Here is a 15,096-nt window from a genome sequence, read left to right as displayed (position 1 = left end):
AAATAGCTTTGTGGCATATAATAATTGTTGCGTCGCAATAAATATATGGATATACTGTCTCCTGTGTTGCTTATTTCACTCCCCTTCGTTCAATTTTGAAAACGCAAATCGGGGTCTCGTTCGAAACAGGCAATCAACTTCACGGAAAAACAAGCAACAGCCCTAGGAGAAAAAATGGACCAGAAAAGAATGTTAAAACAGATGATCGATTTCAACAATGCTGCCTTCAACAACAGCTTCAATACCATGGTCACGATCCAGGAGCAGATGGAAAAAGCGACCTGTGTGGCGATCGACCAGGCGACCTGGCTGCCCGAGGAGGGAAAGAAGGTCATCAGGGATTGGGTCGGATCCTATAAAGAAGGACGGGAAAAGTTCAGAGCATCCATAGATGAAAGCTTCAAGAAGGTCGAAGATTTTTTCAAGATCACGGGGTGAGGCAGTCGCAATCCAACGAGAACCAACGCATGCCCCATGTCCGCGGCCCTTCAGGAGAAGGCCGCGGACAGACCGACGAGAAGAAAAGGACAGCGGGGAATACCGGATGGTTCAATTCAACAAGAACGTTTCTGATAGGTTATGTTAAGGAAATATCATGAAAAAATATCTATCCATGATTGAGATGATGTATCACCAGGCCAATTCCGCCGGGAATTGCGTGAACGGATTTTGCAGATACATGAACGAATTTATGACACCCTATCTCCTGGCCGCAAGCTATTTCAGCAACGCTGAAATGAACAAAATGGCGACGACCCATCCCCTGGAGGGCCTTATATCGTATGCGGGACTCATGAATTTCAACCACGATGTGGGCAGCAGGGCCATTATTTCGAGCATGAAAGCCATGAGCGATTTCGGCAACATGGAGATGAAAAAGGCCCTGGATGCCCTGTTCGACAACGTTTTCAAGAGAACCGGCAACGGTGGAAAATATGACGACATCGTTGCCTTTTCAGAGAGCCAGGCCGTGATGACGGAGATGCTGACCCACGGATATCCCCAGGCCATTCAGGACATCGAATCCGAGTTTGGATTCGGGTTCGAGCGGGGGGAGAATGTCAAGGCAGCGGAAACCGATCGGTTCATCCTCTACCAGATCCTGCCCATCGATCCGCAGACGGAGGTGAGAGCCGACGGCAAGCCGATCCTGATCCTTCCGCCCTATGTGCTGGGCGCCAACATCCTGGGATTTCTGCCCCGGGAGAACCGAAGCTATGCCCACTGCTTCGCCAACCTGGGAATTCCCACCTACATCCGCATCATGAAAGACATTGCCGTGACGCCGGCCGTCCAGCTCGTGACCGGCGAAGAAGACGCCCGGGATACACGCGTGTTCTGCGAGAAAATCATGGCGACGCACGGCAAACCGGTGACGCTGAACGGTTACTGCCAGGGCGGCTACATGGCGGTCTGCAGCCTGCTGTCCGGCGAGCTGGACGGGGTGGTGGATGCGCTCATCACCTGCGTCTCCCCCATGGACGGTACCCGCAGCCGGGGGTTCAAGGAATTTTTCGGCATGCTCCCGGACCGGTTCAACGAGCTTATGTACGGTACCAAGACCCTGCCCAACGGCAATAAGGTGGCGGACGGAACCCTGATGGGCTGGGTTTACAAGCTCAAGAGCATCGAGGCCGAGTTTCCGCTGGTCGCTTTCCTGCGGGATCTGACGATGTTCAGCCCGAGGAACGGGAAAACGCCGAAGGTCAGCAAAACCGCGGCCGCCATCAACTACTGGCTCAAAAATGAACGCTCCGATCTCCCCCTGTCCATCACCCGGATGAGCTTCGCTTCCTACAATACGCCGGTGACCGAAGACGGAACGCTTCCCGTAAAGCTGTTCGGGCGTCCGCTCAATTTCAAGCGGATCCAGGAAAAGGGGATCCCCTGGCTGATCTGCTACGGCGAAAAAGATGATCTGGTGGAGAAGGAGACCGCCCTGGCACCCCTGGATTTCATCCAGGCCGAGGTGGCGCCTTTTCCCAAGGGGCATGTCGCCATTGCCACCTCATGGTCGAACCCGATATCGGAATGCGCGCTTCACGCCTGTTTCGGCAATGAAAACCATCGGGGGCCCGTCCGGTTTCAGTTGGATTTGGACAAAATCATTTCTGAACCATAGGTCAATTTTTATGGATCCCGGATGGACACGGTTATCGAACGGTGAACATTTTCAAGATTCAGAAAATACTCGAAGCCAGATGTCTTGCGGGTGCAGCCTGATCCCCTTCAACACCCTGCACAAGGCCGGCGGCAACACCCATAGTGATGGCTTTTAGCCCCTATTAAACCCTTTTTTGATCCTCATTGCAAAGATGTCTTGACGGCTGCATATTGTGGTCAAGACAAAGCGGCATGGTAGCGATACCGCAAATCGATCGACCCGCAAACCAAAATTTCAGGGAGGTGTATCATGGCCGAGAATAAAGTTCAGGACTATATCGAAACTGAAGATGAAAGAGACGAAGGACATCAGGACACCCGCGCGAGAAATCATGAGTGCGAGAAAAAAGATCCCCATCTGGGATGCGACCCGGGAATCGATGTCGCGGGGTGATGACCCAGTAATGTGACGCCGGGTGCAGGGGACATACGACAGTTCATATCCGATCATCTTTCCCGCACGCTGCACGTCACCTCAAGGCAGGGCCGATTGGCCCTGCCTTTTTTTACGCCCCGTCCCTGCGTGACGGAATCCGCGGACGCATGCCGTGAATATTCACCTTCTCGTCACCCAGATGCCTGCGGCACGATCCTTCCATCCTTCAGGGAGACGCCCCGGTCGGCGCGCGCCGCCAGGTCGGGGTTGTGGGTGACCATGACGACGGACAGCCCCCCGGCGTTGAGGGATGCGAGGAGGGAAAAAATCTTCTCGCTGTTCTCCGTGTCGAGGTTCCCGGTGGGCTCGTCCGCGAAAATGACCTCGGGGTCGTTCACCATGGCCCTCGCCACGGCCACCCGCTGCATCTCGCCGCCGCTCAACTGGTTCGGGTGGTGGTCCGCCCGCCGCTCCAGGCCGACCTTTTCGATGAGCGAAAGGATCTTCTCCCGGTCCAGGCTTCGCCGGCTGAAGCGCAGGGGCAGCGCGATGTTGTCGTAGACGCTGAGTCCCGGGATCAGATGGAATTGCTGAAAAATAAACCCGATCTTTTCCCGGCGGAGCCGGACAAGAGCCGCTTCGGGCAGATCGTCGACCGCCTCGCCGTCGATGGTCATCGTGCCTGCGGTCGGCCGGTCGAGGCAGCCCAGGATGTGCAGCAGGGTCGTCTTGCCGGAGCCCGAGGGCCCCACGATGGAGATGAATTCTCCGCCATTGATGGAGAGGTCGACGCCGCCTAATGCGTGGACCGTCTCCGCTCCTCTCGTGTAGGTCTTGGTGATTTTTTTGAGTTCAATCATCCTTTGATCGCCTCGATGGGGTTGATGGTGGATGCCTTCCAGGACGGGTAGCCGCCTGCCGCCATGCCGACGATGAGCGTGAAGAGGATGCAGGCCCCGGCCAGAATCGGGTCGAAATGGATCATCTTTCCGGAGGGCACGTAGGGCATGACCCCGCGGACGAACCCCTCGATCCAGCCGGCCCCCAGGGTCGACAGGAGGATGCCGCACACCCCGCCTGCCGCGGTCAGCAGGAGCGTCTCCTTGAGGATGATCCGGAAGATGTCCGTCCGGGAGGCTCCGACGGCCCGCATCATGCCGATCTCCTGGGTCCGCTCGAAGATGGCCATGAGAATGGCGTTCATCACCCCGACGGCGCTGATGAGGACGGCGATGACCGCGATGGAGAGGCTCAGCACCTTGGCGGAATTGGCAAGGGCGGCCAGGCTCCGCATGACCTCGTTCATGGTGACGATCTGGATGCCCGGCACGGTTGCGGCCAGTTCCCCGGTGATCTCCTCCAGACGCTCCGGCTGAGAGACCTTGACGCCGGCCGCCGTGAGGCCGCCGTGCTTTTCCAGGATATCCTGGAGGGCCGCAACGGGCATGTAAACAAAGGCGTCGTCCTGGCTGCCGGTCTTCCCGATGATGCCGGACACGGTGAAGTCGCGGTTCCCGTAGCGGACCCGCTCCCCGACCGCAACACCGTCGTGGGCCGCCACCTCGGCGCCCATCAGGAGGCCGTCCCCGCCCTCGGGGATCCGGCCGTCAATCCGCCAGCCAGCCTTGATCTCCCGGACGTGGGACATCTCGAGCCCGTAGACCATGTCGAGCCGGTCCCGCGCAGGGTTGGGCACCTGGGTGATCAGCATGGGGGAGACCAGGGCGACGCCGTCGGTGCTCCGGATCTTGTCGACGACGCCCGCCTCGATGAACTTGGGGGTCACGGCGCCGTGGAGGACCAGGGATGCCACCTCGTGGGGACAGCCCGCCGGAACGACCATGAAATGGATGCCGGTCCGGTTGATTTCATCCGCAAGCCCCCTCTCGAAGCCCCGGTTGAACGAGAGGATGGAAAACAGCACCGTCACCGAAGCGGCGATCCCCACCAGGGTGAGGAGGCTCCGGACCTTGTGCCGCAGAAGATTGCTGAACGCGAGTTTGATAAATGCCATCAGCGCACCTCGACGCCCTGGGCGATAAGCTGGTAGCCCTCCTTGGCGCCCTGGATCATTCCCGTGACCCGGACCTTCTTCCCCATGGCGGCGGGCAGGGAAAAATTCGCGGGCTTCAGGTTGACGAAGATGCGGCCGGTCTCGTCCTGCATGAAGAACCAGCACTTGTCGGGCGACCCGCACTGGCCGATGATGGTGCCTTCGAGGGTGACCAGACCCTCATGAAGGGACCGGTCGAGATAAACGTCCTTGACCGTGACGGGAGAAGCACCTTTGTCCGCCCCGGCGCCGTATTTTTCGCCGGAACAGGAGAGCATCAGTGACACCACCGCCAACAGCGTGAAGATTCTTTTCATCGCCTATATTTCCTTGAATTTTTATGTGACTCGATCAGAAAGGCGAACCGGCATGCGCCGCCGTGATGTTGCGGCCGTCGGTTCCATGAACACAGGTGTCGGATCGCCCTTGCCGGATCATCCGGGGGCGGTTCAGTTGCGGCGGAAGACCGCACGGGCGGGGCCGTGCGCCGTCAACAGAGCAGGGCGTTCTTCAGAAGGTAGAGGGGAATTGAGAGGAAAAATGGCGTCCGGATGTCGGGAGTAAACCCTCCTGAAATGCCGGGGGCATCCGCGGTGCCGGCCTGTCTGTCCATGACCATCGCGGACGGCGAGGCATTCTGTAGAAATTCATCCGGCCTGAGGGTATCGCATTGGTCGATCTCACAGCAGAAATTCCCGACGGCCTCATCCGCTTCAGGCGCCGGGGGGCAGTGAGTCGGTTCAGCTTTTTCGGCAGAGCATGGCGGTGGGGCTTCATGGCAATGGGCATCGCCTGCGGCGCTCCAGTTGGAGATCGTGATGCAGGCGCCCGGCATCTTGCCGCAGCACTGGGACATCGCCTCCGCGACGCCGGAGACAACGATCCCGGCGATGAGGATCGCCGCAGCCATTCGGTTGATTTTCCTGAAGAACCTGTTCACGGACCGTCCTTTTTTTGAGGGTCTCATATATGCCACAATGTAGGGCCGCTGTCAATATCAAAGTCCCACGGGCAGAGCACCCTTAAATCAGGGGGAATTACCCCTTAATATCACCTCTTTTCTTCCTCATTGAAATGGCGAAAGGCCTGTCGCATCTTTCTGACAAAGGGAATCAAGCCAACCACAACCCCCTACATCCAAAAAACATACCATGGAGGTGCATCATGGCAGAGAATAAGGTTCAGGACTACTTCGAGACGGATCATGATAGAGAAGAAGGACACGTGGACACCCGATGGCGAAACCAGGAGTGCGACAACAAGGATCCGCACCTGGGATGCAATCTCGGAATCGACGTCGCGGGATGAAACAAGCGAGGCGGAAACTTAAATCTGAAAGGCGATGAGGTGACGTTATGACCAGTGCAGACAAAAAAGTTCAGGATTACATTGAAACGGAAGACGAAAGAGAACAAGGGCATCAGGACACGCGCGCGGAGAACCACGAGTGCGAGAAGAAAGATCCCCATCTGGGGTGCAACCTCGGAATCGACGTCGCGGGATAGTCGCATGAAAAGGTGACGCGGGGTGCAGGAGATACGCCGAAGATCAGATCCCAAACCACTCCTGCACGTATCGCATCACTTCGGGCAGGGCCAATCGGCCCTGCCTTTTTTGTGTGTGCGGGCATGACGGCAATCTTGATTGCGAAAGTCCTTTCCAGGCTGGCGGGGCCTCGTCATCGGTCAGGAATGCCGTCAGGTGCAGGGCGTGAATCAAAAAAGACCATCCGGCTATTTTTTTGGAAACCCTTCATAATCGAGCCTGCAAGGTCATCGGACCCTACCAGGCCCACGCCCCTACATCTGCTTCTGCCGATCCCTGTAAAACTTCTCCTCGATCTCCTTGACCCTGGCCATCCTCGCGGGGTCGAGAAACAGGCGGTAGAGAGGGTCGTTCCGGTCAAAAGGCCGCCCCGCCAGCTCCCGCTCCAGGATGGCCATGACCTCGATCGATTTGTCGCATACGGGGTAGCCCTTGTCGTCGGTGGGGACGACGTCGTCAACAGCGACCTTCGTGATGTTGTTGATATCCACGAGCCGGATGTTGCCGGACGGGGTGAGGATCAGATTGCCGATGCCCGAAAGGTCGGGGATATACCCGGCCGTCGTCACCATGTCCCTCAGCCTGCCGAGGAGGCTTTCGGCGCTCTTCCGGGCCCTCCGGACCCGGACATCGGCATCGCCGTCGGATGCGGCCGGCATTCGCCGGCACAGCTCGGCAAGGTGCCCGGGGTAAACAAAGCCCCACGGGTCCAGGATCTCTCCCTCCACGAAGGCCTGAAGGCCGCACAAAAGCATCTCCCGCCTGCCGTCCCGGATGTAATCCACGATAAATTCGCTGGACGCCGCGATATGGCCCTGGCCGAGGCAGGCCTCGACGAGGCTGTACATCCGCGCTTCTTCAAGAACATCCGCCGGAGAGGCGAACCGCCGGGTGAAGATCCTCAACATCCAGGTGGGGCGGGCCCGCGGAAAGACCCGGATGCCGTCCACCCATTCGCCCTCGGCTTCCTTCCGCACGTCCCCGGCGTCCAGGACCTCCATGATCCGAGAACGCAGGCCCTGCCGGCAGTGCTTCCGGAACATATGGCGCCCGGTATCCCGGATGAAGTTCAATCCAACGATGTCGTCATGCCGGATATCGACCTTGTCCCGAATGTCTTCGTCCATGGTCATCTCCTCTCCCGAAAAAACGGCGGCTCTCCTGCGGCAGCGCGCGCAGGCTCCGCGTGCCGCCCTCTGCCCTCGCCCTTCCGGACAACTTCGGTCCGGGATCATATCAACCGGAGCCCGGGGAGTCAAAGCCAAAAGGCTGCCGTACCCGGCCTCGGGCGCCCCGGAAGTGATGGGGCGCAAAAAATATGGAGTTGACATTCCCTTTTTATACATTACTTTCCTGTAAAAATATTTTTAGTAATGTTTATACCCATCAACAGAGAGGAAGACACATGAAACACGTCATCGGTATAGATTTGGGAACGACGAACTCCTGCGTCTCGGTCATGCAGGGCGGCGAAGCCGTCATCATCAACAACGCGGAGGGGGGCCGCACGACCCCTTCGATCGTTGCCGTCACGAGCGGCGGCGAGCGGATCGTGGGGCAGATCGCCAAGCGCCAGGCGGTGACCAACCCCGAAAACACGATGTTCGGCGTCAAACGGCTCATCGGGCGGAAATTCGATTCACCGGAGGTCCAGAAAGACCGCCTCATCCTGCCGTACAAGATTGAAAAGGCGGCCAACGGCGACGTGCGGATCAACCTGAACGGCAAGCCTTACAGCCCGGCGGAGATCTCCTCGTTCATCCTGGCCAATCTCAAAGCCGGCGCGGAGGCCTATCTTGGCGGGGCGGTCACGGATGCCGTGATCACGGTCCCGGCCTATTTTGACGACAGCCAGCGCCAGGCGACCAAGGATGCCGGCAGGATCGCGGGTCTCAACGTCCTCCGGATCATCAACGAGCCCACGGCGGCGGCCCTGGCCTACGGCATGGACAAGAGCGGCGACCGCAGGATCGTCGTCTTCGACCTTGGGGGCGGCACCTTCGACATCTCGGTGATGGATATCGGGGACGGCGTCTTCGAGGTCAAGGCCACCAACGGCGATACCCACCTGGGCGGCGAGGATTTCGACCTGCGCCTGGTGGATTATCTGGCGGACGAGTTCAAAAAGGACCAGGGCATCGACCTGAGAACGGACAAGATGGCCCTCCAGCGCCTCAAGGAGGCCGCGGAGAAAGCCAAGATCGAACTCTCCACGACCTTGGAGACCGATGTCAACCTGCCGTTCATCACGGCCGATGCGAGCGGCCCCAGGCACCTGAACATCCGCATCACGCGGGCCAAACTCGAATCCCTGGTCTCGGACCTGCTGGATCGGCTGACCGGCCCGTGCGAGACGGCGATGAAGGATGCCGGGCTCCGCACCTCCGACATCGATCAGGTCATTCTGGTGGGCGGCATGACACGCATGCCGGTCGTTCAGGAGCGGGTGAAAAAAATCTTCGGCAAGGAGCCCCACAAAGGCGTGAACCCGGACGAGGTCGTGGCCATGGGGGCCTCCATCCAGGCCGCCGTCCTCAAGGGCGACATTACGGACGTTCTCCTGCTGGATGTCACCCCCCTCTCCCTGGGCATCGAGACCCTGGGCGGGGTGATGACCCGGCTGATCGAAAAAAACACGACGATCCCCGCCAAAAAGAGCGAGATCTTCTCGACGGCGGAGGACAACCAGACGGCCGTGACCATCCAGGTGCTACAGGGCGAGCGCGAGATGGCCAGCGGCAACAAGGTGCTGGGCCGGTTTGAACTGACAGGGATTCCCCCGGCGCCGCGGGGAATTCCCCAGATCGAGGTGACCTTCGACATCGACGCCAACGGCATCGTCAATGTTTCGGCCCGGGACGCGGCCACCGGCAAGGCCCAGTCCATCCGGATCACTGCAGCTTCGGGGCTTGACAAGGCCGAGGTCGACCGGCTCATCCGGGAAGCCGAGCTTCACCGGGAAGAGGACATTCGGAAGAAGGACCTCGTGAGCGCCCGCAACGAGGCGGACACCCGGATCTATTCGGCGGAAAAGAGCCTGCGGGACCACGGCCGGGCGTCGGATGCATCGACCCGGAGCACGATCGAGGCGGCCGTGGGCGACCTGAAACAGGCCATGAAAGGCGAAAACGCTGCGGAAATCCGAAGGATGTCGGAGGCCTTGACCCAGGCCCTCCACCGCCTGACGGCGGCCATGTATCAGAAAGGGCCGCAGGCATCGCAGGAAGACGGCGGCCGGCCGGATTCGGGACGCCCGGAAACACCCTCCGGCGGGCGGACGCGGGGCGACGATGACGTGATCGACGCCGAATTTGACGAAGTGGCTTAATATCGTCCCCGACGGCTCCCTCTGGGGCCCGGGTTTCTCATCCGCGCCTTGAGCCGGGGCAGCGCTCCTTCTCAAGGCCGCCCGGGCCAATCTCCGCCGGATTTTTCAGCCGAAAGTTGAATGACCGGCGGTGCATCGGCCCCGAATCCCATTTCCAATCCCATGACAGCGTATTGACAAAAGGCACACATCAATATAGCTTTCCATCATGAAACCCTTCGATTGGAATGACAAAAAAAATCAATGGCTCATCCGGGAAAGAGATATATCCTTCGAGCAGGTTGTGCTGAGCATTGAAAATGGAAAGCTGCTCGATGTGATCCAGCATCCAAACTCCGTCAAATACAACCGTCAGCGGGTTTATGTTATCGAAATTGAAGGATATGCCTATATGGTTCCTTTTGTGGAAGAGGAGGATGTCATTTTCCTCAAGACAATATTTCCAAGCCGAAGGTATACCGCTATATATCTTAAAAAGGATGAATCATGAAATTTCATGATCCGGAAGAAAGGGAATTGATGGAGTCCATTGAAACCGAGGAGTGGGTTTCCATTGATGATCTGGAAGAAGAAATCCAAAAGGCAAAGCAGGCCGCCAGAGCCACCCTTGCGAAAAGCGAAAGGATGAACATCCGCATCTCACCCAACGATCTGAGGAGGCTCAAATTAAAGGCGATGCAGGAGGGGATGCCGTATCAAACCCTGGTTTCAAGCATTATCCATAAATATGTGATGGGGCGGCTTGAAGAAAAGCGGGAATACAGGGAATCTCAGTTCGAGAAGCGGTGAAGCAGGCGCCGCAACACTCCGCCGATCCTGGAATCCTTACGGCTGAGGAAGGCCTCGCCGACCCGGGCCGCAAGCTCGGGCCGGCGCGCCAGGATCATTCTTGCCGCCAGTTCGGCGGCATCCGCCGTCAGGCCGGCGCAGTGGCGGAAATGGGCCTCTTTTTCATGCCGGACCGACCGGGTGAGCACCCTGCAGCAGGTCGCGCCGTGCGCTGCCTTGAAGGCGTCGTGCAGCGCCTTCGCGCTGTCACGGATCTCCCGGCGGTGACGGTAAGGCCGCTCCTTTCCCAGAAACAGGCCGCAGGCCAACTCGGCGCCGCTCAATGCGCCGCACAGGCACCCGCTCTCCCCCATGGCCGCGCAGAACGGGGCGGCGACGGCCACGGCCTGGGACTCGCTCAGACCCCCGTCAAGCCCGTGGTTCAAGGAGACCATGACCGCCTCGGCGCACAGGAGCTGGCGGGTCAAATAGAGGTTTCCGGCCCGCTCCCGGAGTCGCCCGATCAGGACCTCTTCCCCGGCCCCCAATTTCTTATTCAGGTTTAAAATATTCATTGCCGCCGTGTTGACGCGCCCCCCTCATTCAATTTTTTGCGCAGGATAGCCCGCGCCCTTCCACGCGAAAATTCCGCCCAGGTAGCGGTAGACGTTCTTGTAGCCGAGTCTGGCAGCCCAGGCGGCGCCGTTGTGGCTCCGGGTGCACTTGACAAATCCGCAGTATATCACGATGGGCTTTTCCTTGTCGGCTCCCAGCAGCTTCACAAAATCCTCCTGCGTTTTGCCGCCGGTCTCCTTGACGTCCCATTCCTTCATGTCGGGGATGGGGAACAGGAATTGAGCCGCCCCCGGGACGTGCTGCTTTTTGTAGCTCTCCTCGTAGGGCATGGTGTCGATGATCGTCATGCCCTTCCCGGCGTCGATCCATTTCTTGAGCTCCGGGGTGCTCACCACGTCGTATCCGCCCCGCCGAACATCCCGCACGAGACTCACCGCCTCGGCTTCCTTTTCCACTTCCATTTCAAACTTGTCCTTGGCCATGGCCTGAACGCAAAGTCCCAGGGCCAGGGTACATATGATCGCAAGCTGCAGAACCGGTTTAGCCATACGCATTTTCTGAACGCCTCCTGTTGAATCGTTTGTTGATACCCCCCATGATCTTTACCGGCCGAATGGCCCGGTATCGACGCCAGCCATACAGAAAGGCCACCCCCGCCAGCATGAGCAGGTCGCGGTAGAGCGTGGTCCGAAGCCCGTGAAATGCCCTGGATTCCGGATCCTCGGGGCCGAAGCACCCGCAGTCGACATCCAGACCCATGCGGATGCCGTATCCCAGGATCGCGACAAAGAGCGTCAGAAGCCCGGTGATCGCCGCCAGGCTTCCCTCGATGTCGAACAGCAGTCCGATGCCGGCAGCCACCTCCAGGACCGGCAGGGCGATGGCCGCGGGCAGGAGCAGGCTCTCGGGGAGGATGCCGTAGGCCTCGATCAGGACGGCAAAGACCTCGGGCGTGAGCAGCTTTGTGCTTCCGGCATAGATAAAAACCGCCCCGAGCACCCAGCGAAGCACCCTGTATGTCCAGTCGAACACGATCATGTTCCCACCGAAAGCGCCGCGCCGGGGGCGCCGGGGGCGCCGACCGACCACGGCCCCCGGGGATCCACACCCGGCGGCCCGCCGTTGCTCCGAAAGCCGAAGCGCACATCGCAGCGACGGCCCCATGTGCCATCTTGACAACGGTCGCAATGATAATGGATTGAATTAATTTTGCAAATAGATAATTTTGATGTATTTCCGCGCAGCGATCGAGAATATCGATACCATTCTCAGTCCGGCCTCGGGCCATGACCCGGAGGCGGCTTGTCCGGAGGTCCGTCCGGGTTCACGGCCGGCTTTTCGCCAAGAAATTTCCCGAAATGATACCACTCCAGGGGATGGCTTCGAACGGCCTCCGCCAGAAGATCGGCATAGTGCTGAACCGATTCCCGGATGACTTTCCGGCGCTCGGCGCGGGATGACGGCCCCACCCGGACCGGCGGGCTGACGGAAAATTCGCAGCGCCGGTCGCCGGTGCGGAAGGTGAAAAGGATCAGGAGCGGCGCCCCGGAGAGCAGCGCCAGCAGATGGGGGGTTTCGGGCAGACGCACCTCGTGCCCCAGGAAGGCCGCGGAGACCGCCCGCTGCCCCGGGTGCCAGAGCACATCCCCGGTCATGGATACCAGTCCGCCGGATTTCAGGAACGTGATGCCCTCGATGAGATCGAAGGGCGACGCCCTCCCCTCATCCACGGCGATGATCCGGATGCCGCTGTCGGCCAGGCTCTGTTTCTGGATGCGCTCGATCTGCTCCCGGTTCCGGGCTCCCATGTAGAGCAGCAGGGGCATGTCGGGCCGGCGCTGACGGAGCAGGCGGGCCGCCAGCTCCCAGTTGCCCAGGTGGGACATGAGGATGACCCCTCCGGTCTTCCGGTCGAGGGCCGCCGCCAGGTGCTCCCATCCCCGGGAGGTGCAGGCGATCTCGCCGCCCTCCTCCAACAGAAAACGGTCGAGGAAGACCCGGGTGAAATTCTGGTACTGGCCCCAGGCGCACCGGAGAGCATGAAAAGCGGATTTTTCGGGAAACAGTGCCCGGTAAAACCGGACGCTCTCGGCCACCCGCCCGGGAAAGAGAAGGAAAAACCCCATGGCCACGACCCTGGCCGAGATGCGGAAGAACCAGGGGCCGGTTTTCCGGGAAATGGCCGTGGAGATCCGGTAGAAGCGCTCGCTCACGGTGTTGGCGGCCGTTTCCCGCGGATGGTCTTGGGAACGAAGATCCGCCGGAGGATCAGGCGGGAGAAGGTCCTGGAATTTCGCATAAAGTCGATGAAGGGCCGGAAGTGTGAAATGCGCGGCATTCCCGGATGATAGCTGACCGTCACCGGCACCTCCCGCACCCGGATGCCTTTCCACCGGGCCTTGACCAGGACCTCCACCTCGTATTGAAAGCGCCGGGCCGCCACATCCAGGTGAAGGGTTTCCGGCAGGGGATAGACACGGAACCCGCTCTGGGAATCGGCCATCCGGGGGCCCCCCGCGATCCAGACCCAGAAATTGGAGAATTTGCGGCCGAAACGGCTGGTCCAGGGCACATGGACGCCGTCCATGCCCTCGCGGGCCCCCACCACGATGGCGCGCTCGCCGGGCCCCAGGGTTTGGATCATCCCCGGGATCTCGGCCGGGTCGTGCTGGCCGTCGGCGTCCAGGGTGACGGCCCACCGGGCGAACCCGGCAGCGCGGGCGAACCCGGTCAGGAGGGCGGCGCCCTTGCCCTGATTTTTTGGATGGCGCAATATCTCGATGCCCGGCAGGTCCCGGACCGCTTCATAGGAGCCATCGGTGGAACCGTCGTCCACCACGATCACCGGCATCCCCAGACCGGCCGCAGCCGAGGCCACCTCCCGAACCCGCCCCTCGTGGTTGTAGACGGGGATGACCACGGCAAACGCGCGCTGTTCCAGGTCAGGGGGCATGGGCCTCCAGGCTGTCGACAATCTCGCCGACGGCTTCGGGGATGTGGCCGCCGCCTTCGATATCGTCGCTGATCCGGCGAATGTCCAGATCCAGGGGCTGTTCATCGTCGTTCCAGACATAGGGCTTCCCGGCCGAGGGGGATTTTCCGACGGCCCGGAACACGGCCTCGTAGAGCCTGGCCCCGGCCGGCGACAGGGTTTTCCGGGCATCGCAGTGCCCGGCCACGAGACGGGTGCGCAGGCCGGCGGCCTGGACGCCGAACATCAGGGCCATGGCCATGTACTGGCGGAACATCTCCACGGACTGTCGGGCCAGGTTGGCCGAGCCGTAGCCCTGGCTGTTGATGTTCTGGTTGAACTGCTCGGCGTGGGTCGGAAACCGGTCCACCAGGGAGTTCCCGAGAAAGGAGAGGAGGGGCATGACCGAATTGCAGGAGATCTGAAGGCCCTTGAGGCCCACATTGACGCGACGCTCCGGGTTGCCCACCAGGGAGGGGGGGAGCCCCCCGCTGAATTCCGGGGCCACCAGCAGGGCGATCTGGACATCCAGGTGCTTGGCCAAGAGGCCGATATGATACCGCAGCTGGTCCATGCCCACCCCGATGTACTGCCCCAGGAAATTGCCGCAGTAGAGATAGTCGCCGGCCTCCGGGTCCACCAGGGGGTTGTCCGTGGCCGAGTTGATCTCCACCGCCACCTGACGGGCGACAACGGCCAGTCCGTCCACGATGGGCCCCATGTACTGGGGCAGGCAGCGGAGGGAATAGCGGTCCTGGACCAGGTCGTTTTCCGACCGAAGATCCTGGCCGTTCCGGATCAGCCGCGAGCCTTCCAGCAGCGCCAGGATCTGCGCTGCGCTCCAGCGCTGGCCGGGATGGGGTTTTTGCAGGTGCACATAGGGGTGAAAGGGCTGGGCCGATGCCGCCAGGGCCTGGAGATAGAGGGCGTGGGTGCCCATGGCCAGGGCCAGGAGCACCCGGGCATCCTGGACGCAGTGGGCCGCGATCCCGGCCATGACCGAGGTGCCGTTCATCACGGAGAGCCCCTCCTTGACCCCCAGCCGGAGCCGGGGCAGGCCCAGGCGCCCTAAGACGGTGAGGCAGTCCAGGTCGTCCTCTTTGCCCAGGCTCATCCGGAAGGAGGGATCCAGCCCCACGGCCGCGCCGATGATGTAGGCCAGGGGGACCAGGTCCCCGCTGGCGCCGATGGAGCCCCACTCGTACACATGGGGCGCGGCGCCCCCGTTGAGCAGATCCACGAGGCGCCAGACAATCTCAAGGCTCACGCCGGAGGCGCCCCGCATCAGGGCGTTGGCCCGGAGGAGCATGGCCGCG

At 60.6% G+C, this 15,096-nt stretch carries 19 protein-coding genes; 8 read left to right on the top strand and 11 right to left on the bottom strand.

Annotated features, from left to right (window positions below):
• Window positions 1-174: 174 nt before the first annotated feature.
• From ACEW8N_RS05710 to ACEW8N_RS05700, 3 genes are all read left to right on the top strand, one after another.
• Window positions 175-438 (top strand): hypothetical protein, encoded by a 264-nt coding sequence (locus ACEW8N_RS05710; protein ID WP_373498843.1) that lies wholly within the window; start codon window positions 175-177, stop codon window positions 436-438.
• Window positions 439-595: 157 nt separating this feature from the next.
• Window positions 596-2,122, top strand: a complete 1,527-nt coding sequence (locus ACEW8N_RS05705) for a metal transporter (protein WP_373498842.1) — start codon at window positions 596-598, stop codon at window positions 2,120-2,122.
• Window positions 2,123-2,413: 291 nt separating this feature from the next.
• Window positions 2,414-2,557 carry a hypothetical protein gene (locus tag ACEW8N_RS05700; protein WP_373498841.1) on the top strand — a complete coding sequence of 48 codons (144 nt, stop codon included), beginning with the start codon at window positions 2,414-2,416 and terminating at the stop codon, window positions 2,555-2,557.
• Window positions 2,558-2,730: 173 nt separating this feature from the next.
• Here the strand turns inward: ACEW8N_RS05700 and ACEW8N_RS05695 are convergent, their stop codons facing one another.
• From ACEW8N_RS05695 to ACEW8N_RS05680, 4 genes are all read right to left on the bottom strand, one after another.
• A complete protein-coding gene (locus ACEW8N_RS05695) occupies window positions 2,731-3,399 on the bottom strand; it encodes an ABC transporter ATP-binding protein (RefSeq protein WP_373498840.1) in 669 nt (222 codons plus the stop codon).
• Window positions 3,396-4,553 (bottom strand): ABC transporter permease, encoded by a 1,158-nt coding sequence (locus ACEW8N_RS05690; RefSeq protein ID WP_373498839.1) that lies wholly within the window; start codon window positions 4,551-4,553, stop codon window positions 3,396-3,398. Before ACEW8N_RS05690 ends, ACEW8N_RS05695 begins: the two co-directional genes overlap by 4 nt.
• Window positions 4,553-4,909 carry a hypothetical protein gene (locus tag ACEW8N_RS05685; protein ID WP_373498838.1) on the bottom strand — a complete coding sequence of 119 codons (357 nt, stop codon included), beginning with the start codon at window positions 4,907-4,909 and terminating at the stop codon, window positions 4,553-4,555. Before ACEW8N_RS05685 ends, ACEW8N_RS05690 begins: the two co-directional genes overlap by 1 nt.
• A 173-nt stretch (window positions 4,910-5,082) precedes the next feature.
• Window positions 5,083-5,502, bottom strand: coding sequence for a hypothetical protein (locus ACEW8N_RS05680; RefSeq protein WP_373498837.1), 420 nt, complete (start codon window positions 5,500-5,502; stop codon window positions 5,083-5,085).
• 254 nt (window positions 5,503-5,756) lie between these two features.
• Between ACEW8N_RS05680 and ACEW8N_RS05675 the strand changes: the two genes are divergently transcribed.
• Both ACEW8N_RS05675 and ACEW8N_RS05670 read left to right on the top strand, forming a co-directional pair.
• Window positions 5,757-5,900 carry a hypothetical protein gene (locus ACEW8N_RS05675; RefSeq protein WP_373498836.1) on the top strand — a complete coding sequence of 48 codons (144 nt, stop codon included), beginning with the start codon at window positions 5,757-5,759 and terminating at the stop codon, window positions 5,898-5,900.
• Between the two features lie 47 nt (window positions 5,901-5,947).
• Window positions 5,948-6,097, top strand: a complete 150-nt coding sequence (locus ACEW8N_RS05670; protein ID WP_373498835.1) for a hypothetical protein — start codon at window positions 5,948-5,950, stop codon at window positions 6,095-6,097.
• 294 nt (window positions 6,098-6,391) lie between these two features.
• Here the strand turns inward: ACEW8N_RS05670 and ACEW8N_RS05665 are convergent, their stop codons facing one another.
• On the bottom strand, window positions 6,392-7,264 hold the full coding sequence (locus ACEW8N_RS05665) for a hypothetical protein (protein ID WP_373498834.1): 873 nt from the start codon (window positions 7,262-7,264) through the stop codon (window positions 6,392-6,394).
• A gap of 278 nt (window positions 7,265-7,542) precedes the next feature.
• Here ACEW8N_RS05665 and dnaK point away from each other — a divergent pair, with 278 nt between their 5' ends.
• The 3 genes from dnaK to ACEW8N_RS05650 all read left to right on the top strand — a co-directional run bounded on the left by dnaK (window position 7,543) and on the right by ACEW8N_RS05650 (window position 10,254).
• Window positions 7,543-9,465: a molecular chaperone DnaK gene (gene dnaK / locus ACEW8N_RS05660; RefSeq protein WP_373498833.1), complete on the top strand. Its 1,923-nt coding sequence runs from the start codon at window positions 7,543-7,545 to the stop codon at window positions 9,463-9,465.
• A gap of 208 nt (window positions 9,466-9,673) precedes the next feature.
• Entirely contained in the window at window positions 9,674-9,955 is a 282-nt protein-coding gene (locus tag ACEW8N_RS05655) for a toxin (protein WP_373498832.1), read from the top strand.
• Window positions 9,952-10,254, top strand: a complete 303-nt coding sequence (locus tag ACEW8N_RS05650; protein WP_373498831.1) for an antitoxin — start codon at window positions 9,952-9,954, stop codon at window positions 10,252-10,254. The genes ACEW8N_RS05655 and ACEW8N_RS05650 overlap by 4 nt, the downstream gene beginning before the upstream one ends.
• On the opposite strand, the gene ACEW8N_RS05645 is transcribed toward ACEW8N_RS05650, so the two are convergent.
• The 6 genes from ACEW8N_RS05645 to hutH all read right to left on the bottom strand — a co-directional run.
• Window positions 10,236-10,808, bottom strand: coding sequence for a C-GCAxxG-C-C family (seleno)protein (locus tag ACEW8N_RS05645; protein ID WP_373498830.1), 573 nt, complete (start codon window positions 10,806-10,808; stop codon window positions 10,236-10,238). The genes ACEW8N_RS05650 and ACEW8N_RS05645 overlap by 19 nt on opposite strands.
• Window positions 10,809-10,832: 24 nt before the next feature.
• A complete protein-coding gene (locus ACEW8N_RS05640; protein ID WP_373498829.1) occupies window positions 10,833-11,357 on the bottom strand; it encodes a rhodanese-like domain-containing protein in 525 nt (174 codons plus the stop codon).
• The gene (locus tag ACEW8N_RS05635; RefSeq protein WP_373498828.1) at window positions 11,350-11,841 is read right to left on the bottom strand and encodes a MauE/DoxX family redox-associated membrane protein; all 492 of its coding nucleotides are present in this window, start codon (window positions 11,839-11,841) and stop codon (window positions 11,350-11,352) included. The genes ACEW8N_RS05640 and ACEW8N_RS05635 overlap by 8 nt, the downstream gene beginning before the upstream one ends.
• A gap of 236 nt (window positions 11,842-12,077) precedes the next feature.
• Complete coding sequence (locus ACEW8N_RS05630) at window positions 12,078-13,022, bottom strand: lauroyl acyltransferase (protein WP_373498827.1); 945 nt, start codon at window positions 13,020-13,022, stop codon at window positions 12,078-12,080.
• Window positions 13,019-13,762 (bottom strand): glycosyltransferase family 2 protein, encoded by a 744-nt coding sequence (locus tag ACEW8N_RS05625; RefSeq protein WP_373498826.1) that lies wholly within the window; start codon window positions 13,760-13,762, stop codon window positions 13,019-13,021. Before ACEW8N_RS05625 ends, ACEW8N_RS05630 begins: the two co-directional genes overlap by 4 nt.
• Window positions 13,752-15,096 (bottom strand): histidine ammonia-lyase (gene hutH / locus ACEW8N_RS05620; RefSeq protein WP_373498825.1); only part of this gene is annotated, 1,345 nt, incomplete at its 5' end. The genes ACEW8N_RS05625 and hutH, both read right to left, overlap by 11 nt.

It is taken from the genome of Desulfococcus sp. (assembly GCF_041737845.1).
In the GTDB taxonomy this organism is placed as follows: domain Bacteria; phylum Desulfobacterota; class Desulfobacteria; order Desulfobacterales; family Desulfococcaceae; genus Desulfococcus.
This window is presented reverse-complemented; position numbering and strand designations above follow the sequence as displayed.

Bases quoted from the DNA above. Each gene is read 5' to 3' on its own strand.
- ACEW8N_RS05710 (WP_373498843.1), top strand. From the start codon at position 175: ATGGACCAGAAAAGAATGTTAAAACAGATGATCGATTTCAACAATGCT.
- ACEW8N_RS05705 (WP_373498842.1), top strand. From the start codon at position 596: ATGAAAAAATATCTATCCATGATTGAGATGATGTATCACCAGGCCAAT.
- ACEW8N_RS05700 (WP_373498841.1), top strand. From the start codon at position 2,414: ATGGCCGAGAATAAAGTTCAGGACTATATCGAAACTGAAGATGAAAGA.
- ACEW8N_RS05695 (WP_373498840.1), bottom strand. From the start codon at position 3,399: ATGATTGAACTCAAAAAAATCACCAAGACCTACACGAGAGGAGCGGAG.
- ACEW8N_RS05690 (WP_373498839.1), bottom strand. From the start codon at position 4,553: ATGGCATTTATCAAACTCGCGTTCAGCAATCTTCTGCGGCACAAGGTC.
- ACEW8N_RS05685 (WP_373498838.1), bottom strand. From the start codon at position 4,909: ATGAAAAGAATCTTCACGCTGTTGGCGGTGGTGTCACTGATGCTCTCC.
- ACEW8N_RS05680 (WP_373498837.1), bottom strand. From the start codon at position 5,502: ATGGCTGCGGCGATCCTCATCGCCGGGATCGTTGTCTCCGGCGTCGCG.
- ACEW8N_RS05675 (WP_373498836.1), top strand. From the start codon at position 5,757: ATGGCAGAGAATAAGGTTCAGGACTACTTCGAGACGGATCATGATAGA.
- ACEW8N_RS05670 (WP_373498835.1), top strand. From the start codon at position 5,948: ATGACCAGTGCAGACAAAAAAGTTCAGGATTACATTGAAACGGAAGAC.
- ACEW8N_RS05665 (WP_373498834.1), bottom strand. From the start codon at position 7,264: ATGGACGAAGACATTCGGGACAAGGTCGATATCCGGCATGACGACATC.
- dnaK (WP_373498833.1), top strand. From the start codon at position 7,543: ATGAAACACGTCATCGGTATAGATTTGGGAACGACGAACTCCTGCGTC.
- ACEW8N_RS05655 (WP_373498832.1), top strand. From the start codon at position 9,674: ATGAAACCCTTCGATTGGAATGACAAAAAAAATCAATGGCTCATCCGG.
- ACEW8N_RS05650 (WP_373498831.1), top strand. From the start codon at position 9,952: ATGAAATTTCATGATCCGGAAGAAAGGGAATTGATGGAGTCCATTGAA.
- ACEW8N_RS05645 (WP_373498830.1), bottom strand. From the start codon at position 10,808: ATGAATATTTTAAACCTGAATAAGAAATTGGGGGCCGGGGAAGAGGTC.
- ACEW8N_RS05640 (WP_373498829.1), bottom strand. From the start codon at position 11,357: ATGGCTAAACCGGTTCTGCAGCTTGCGATCATATGTACCCTGGCCCTG.
- ACEW8N_RS05625 (WP_373498826.1), bottom strand. From the start codon at position 13,762: ATGCCCCCTGACCTGGAACAGCGCGCGTTTGCCGTGGTCATCCCCGTC.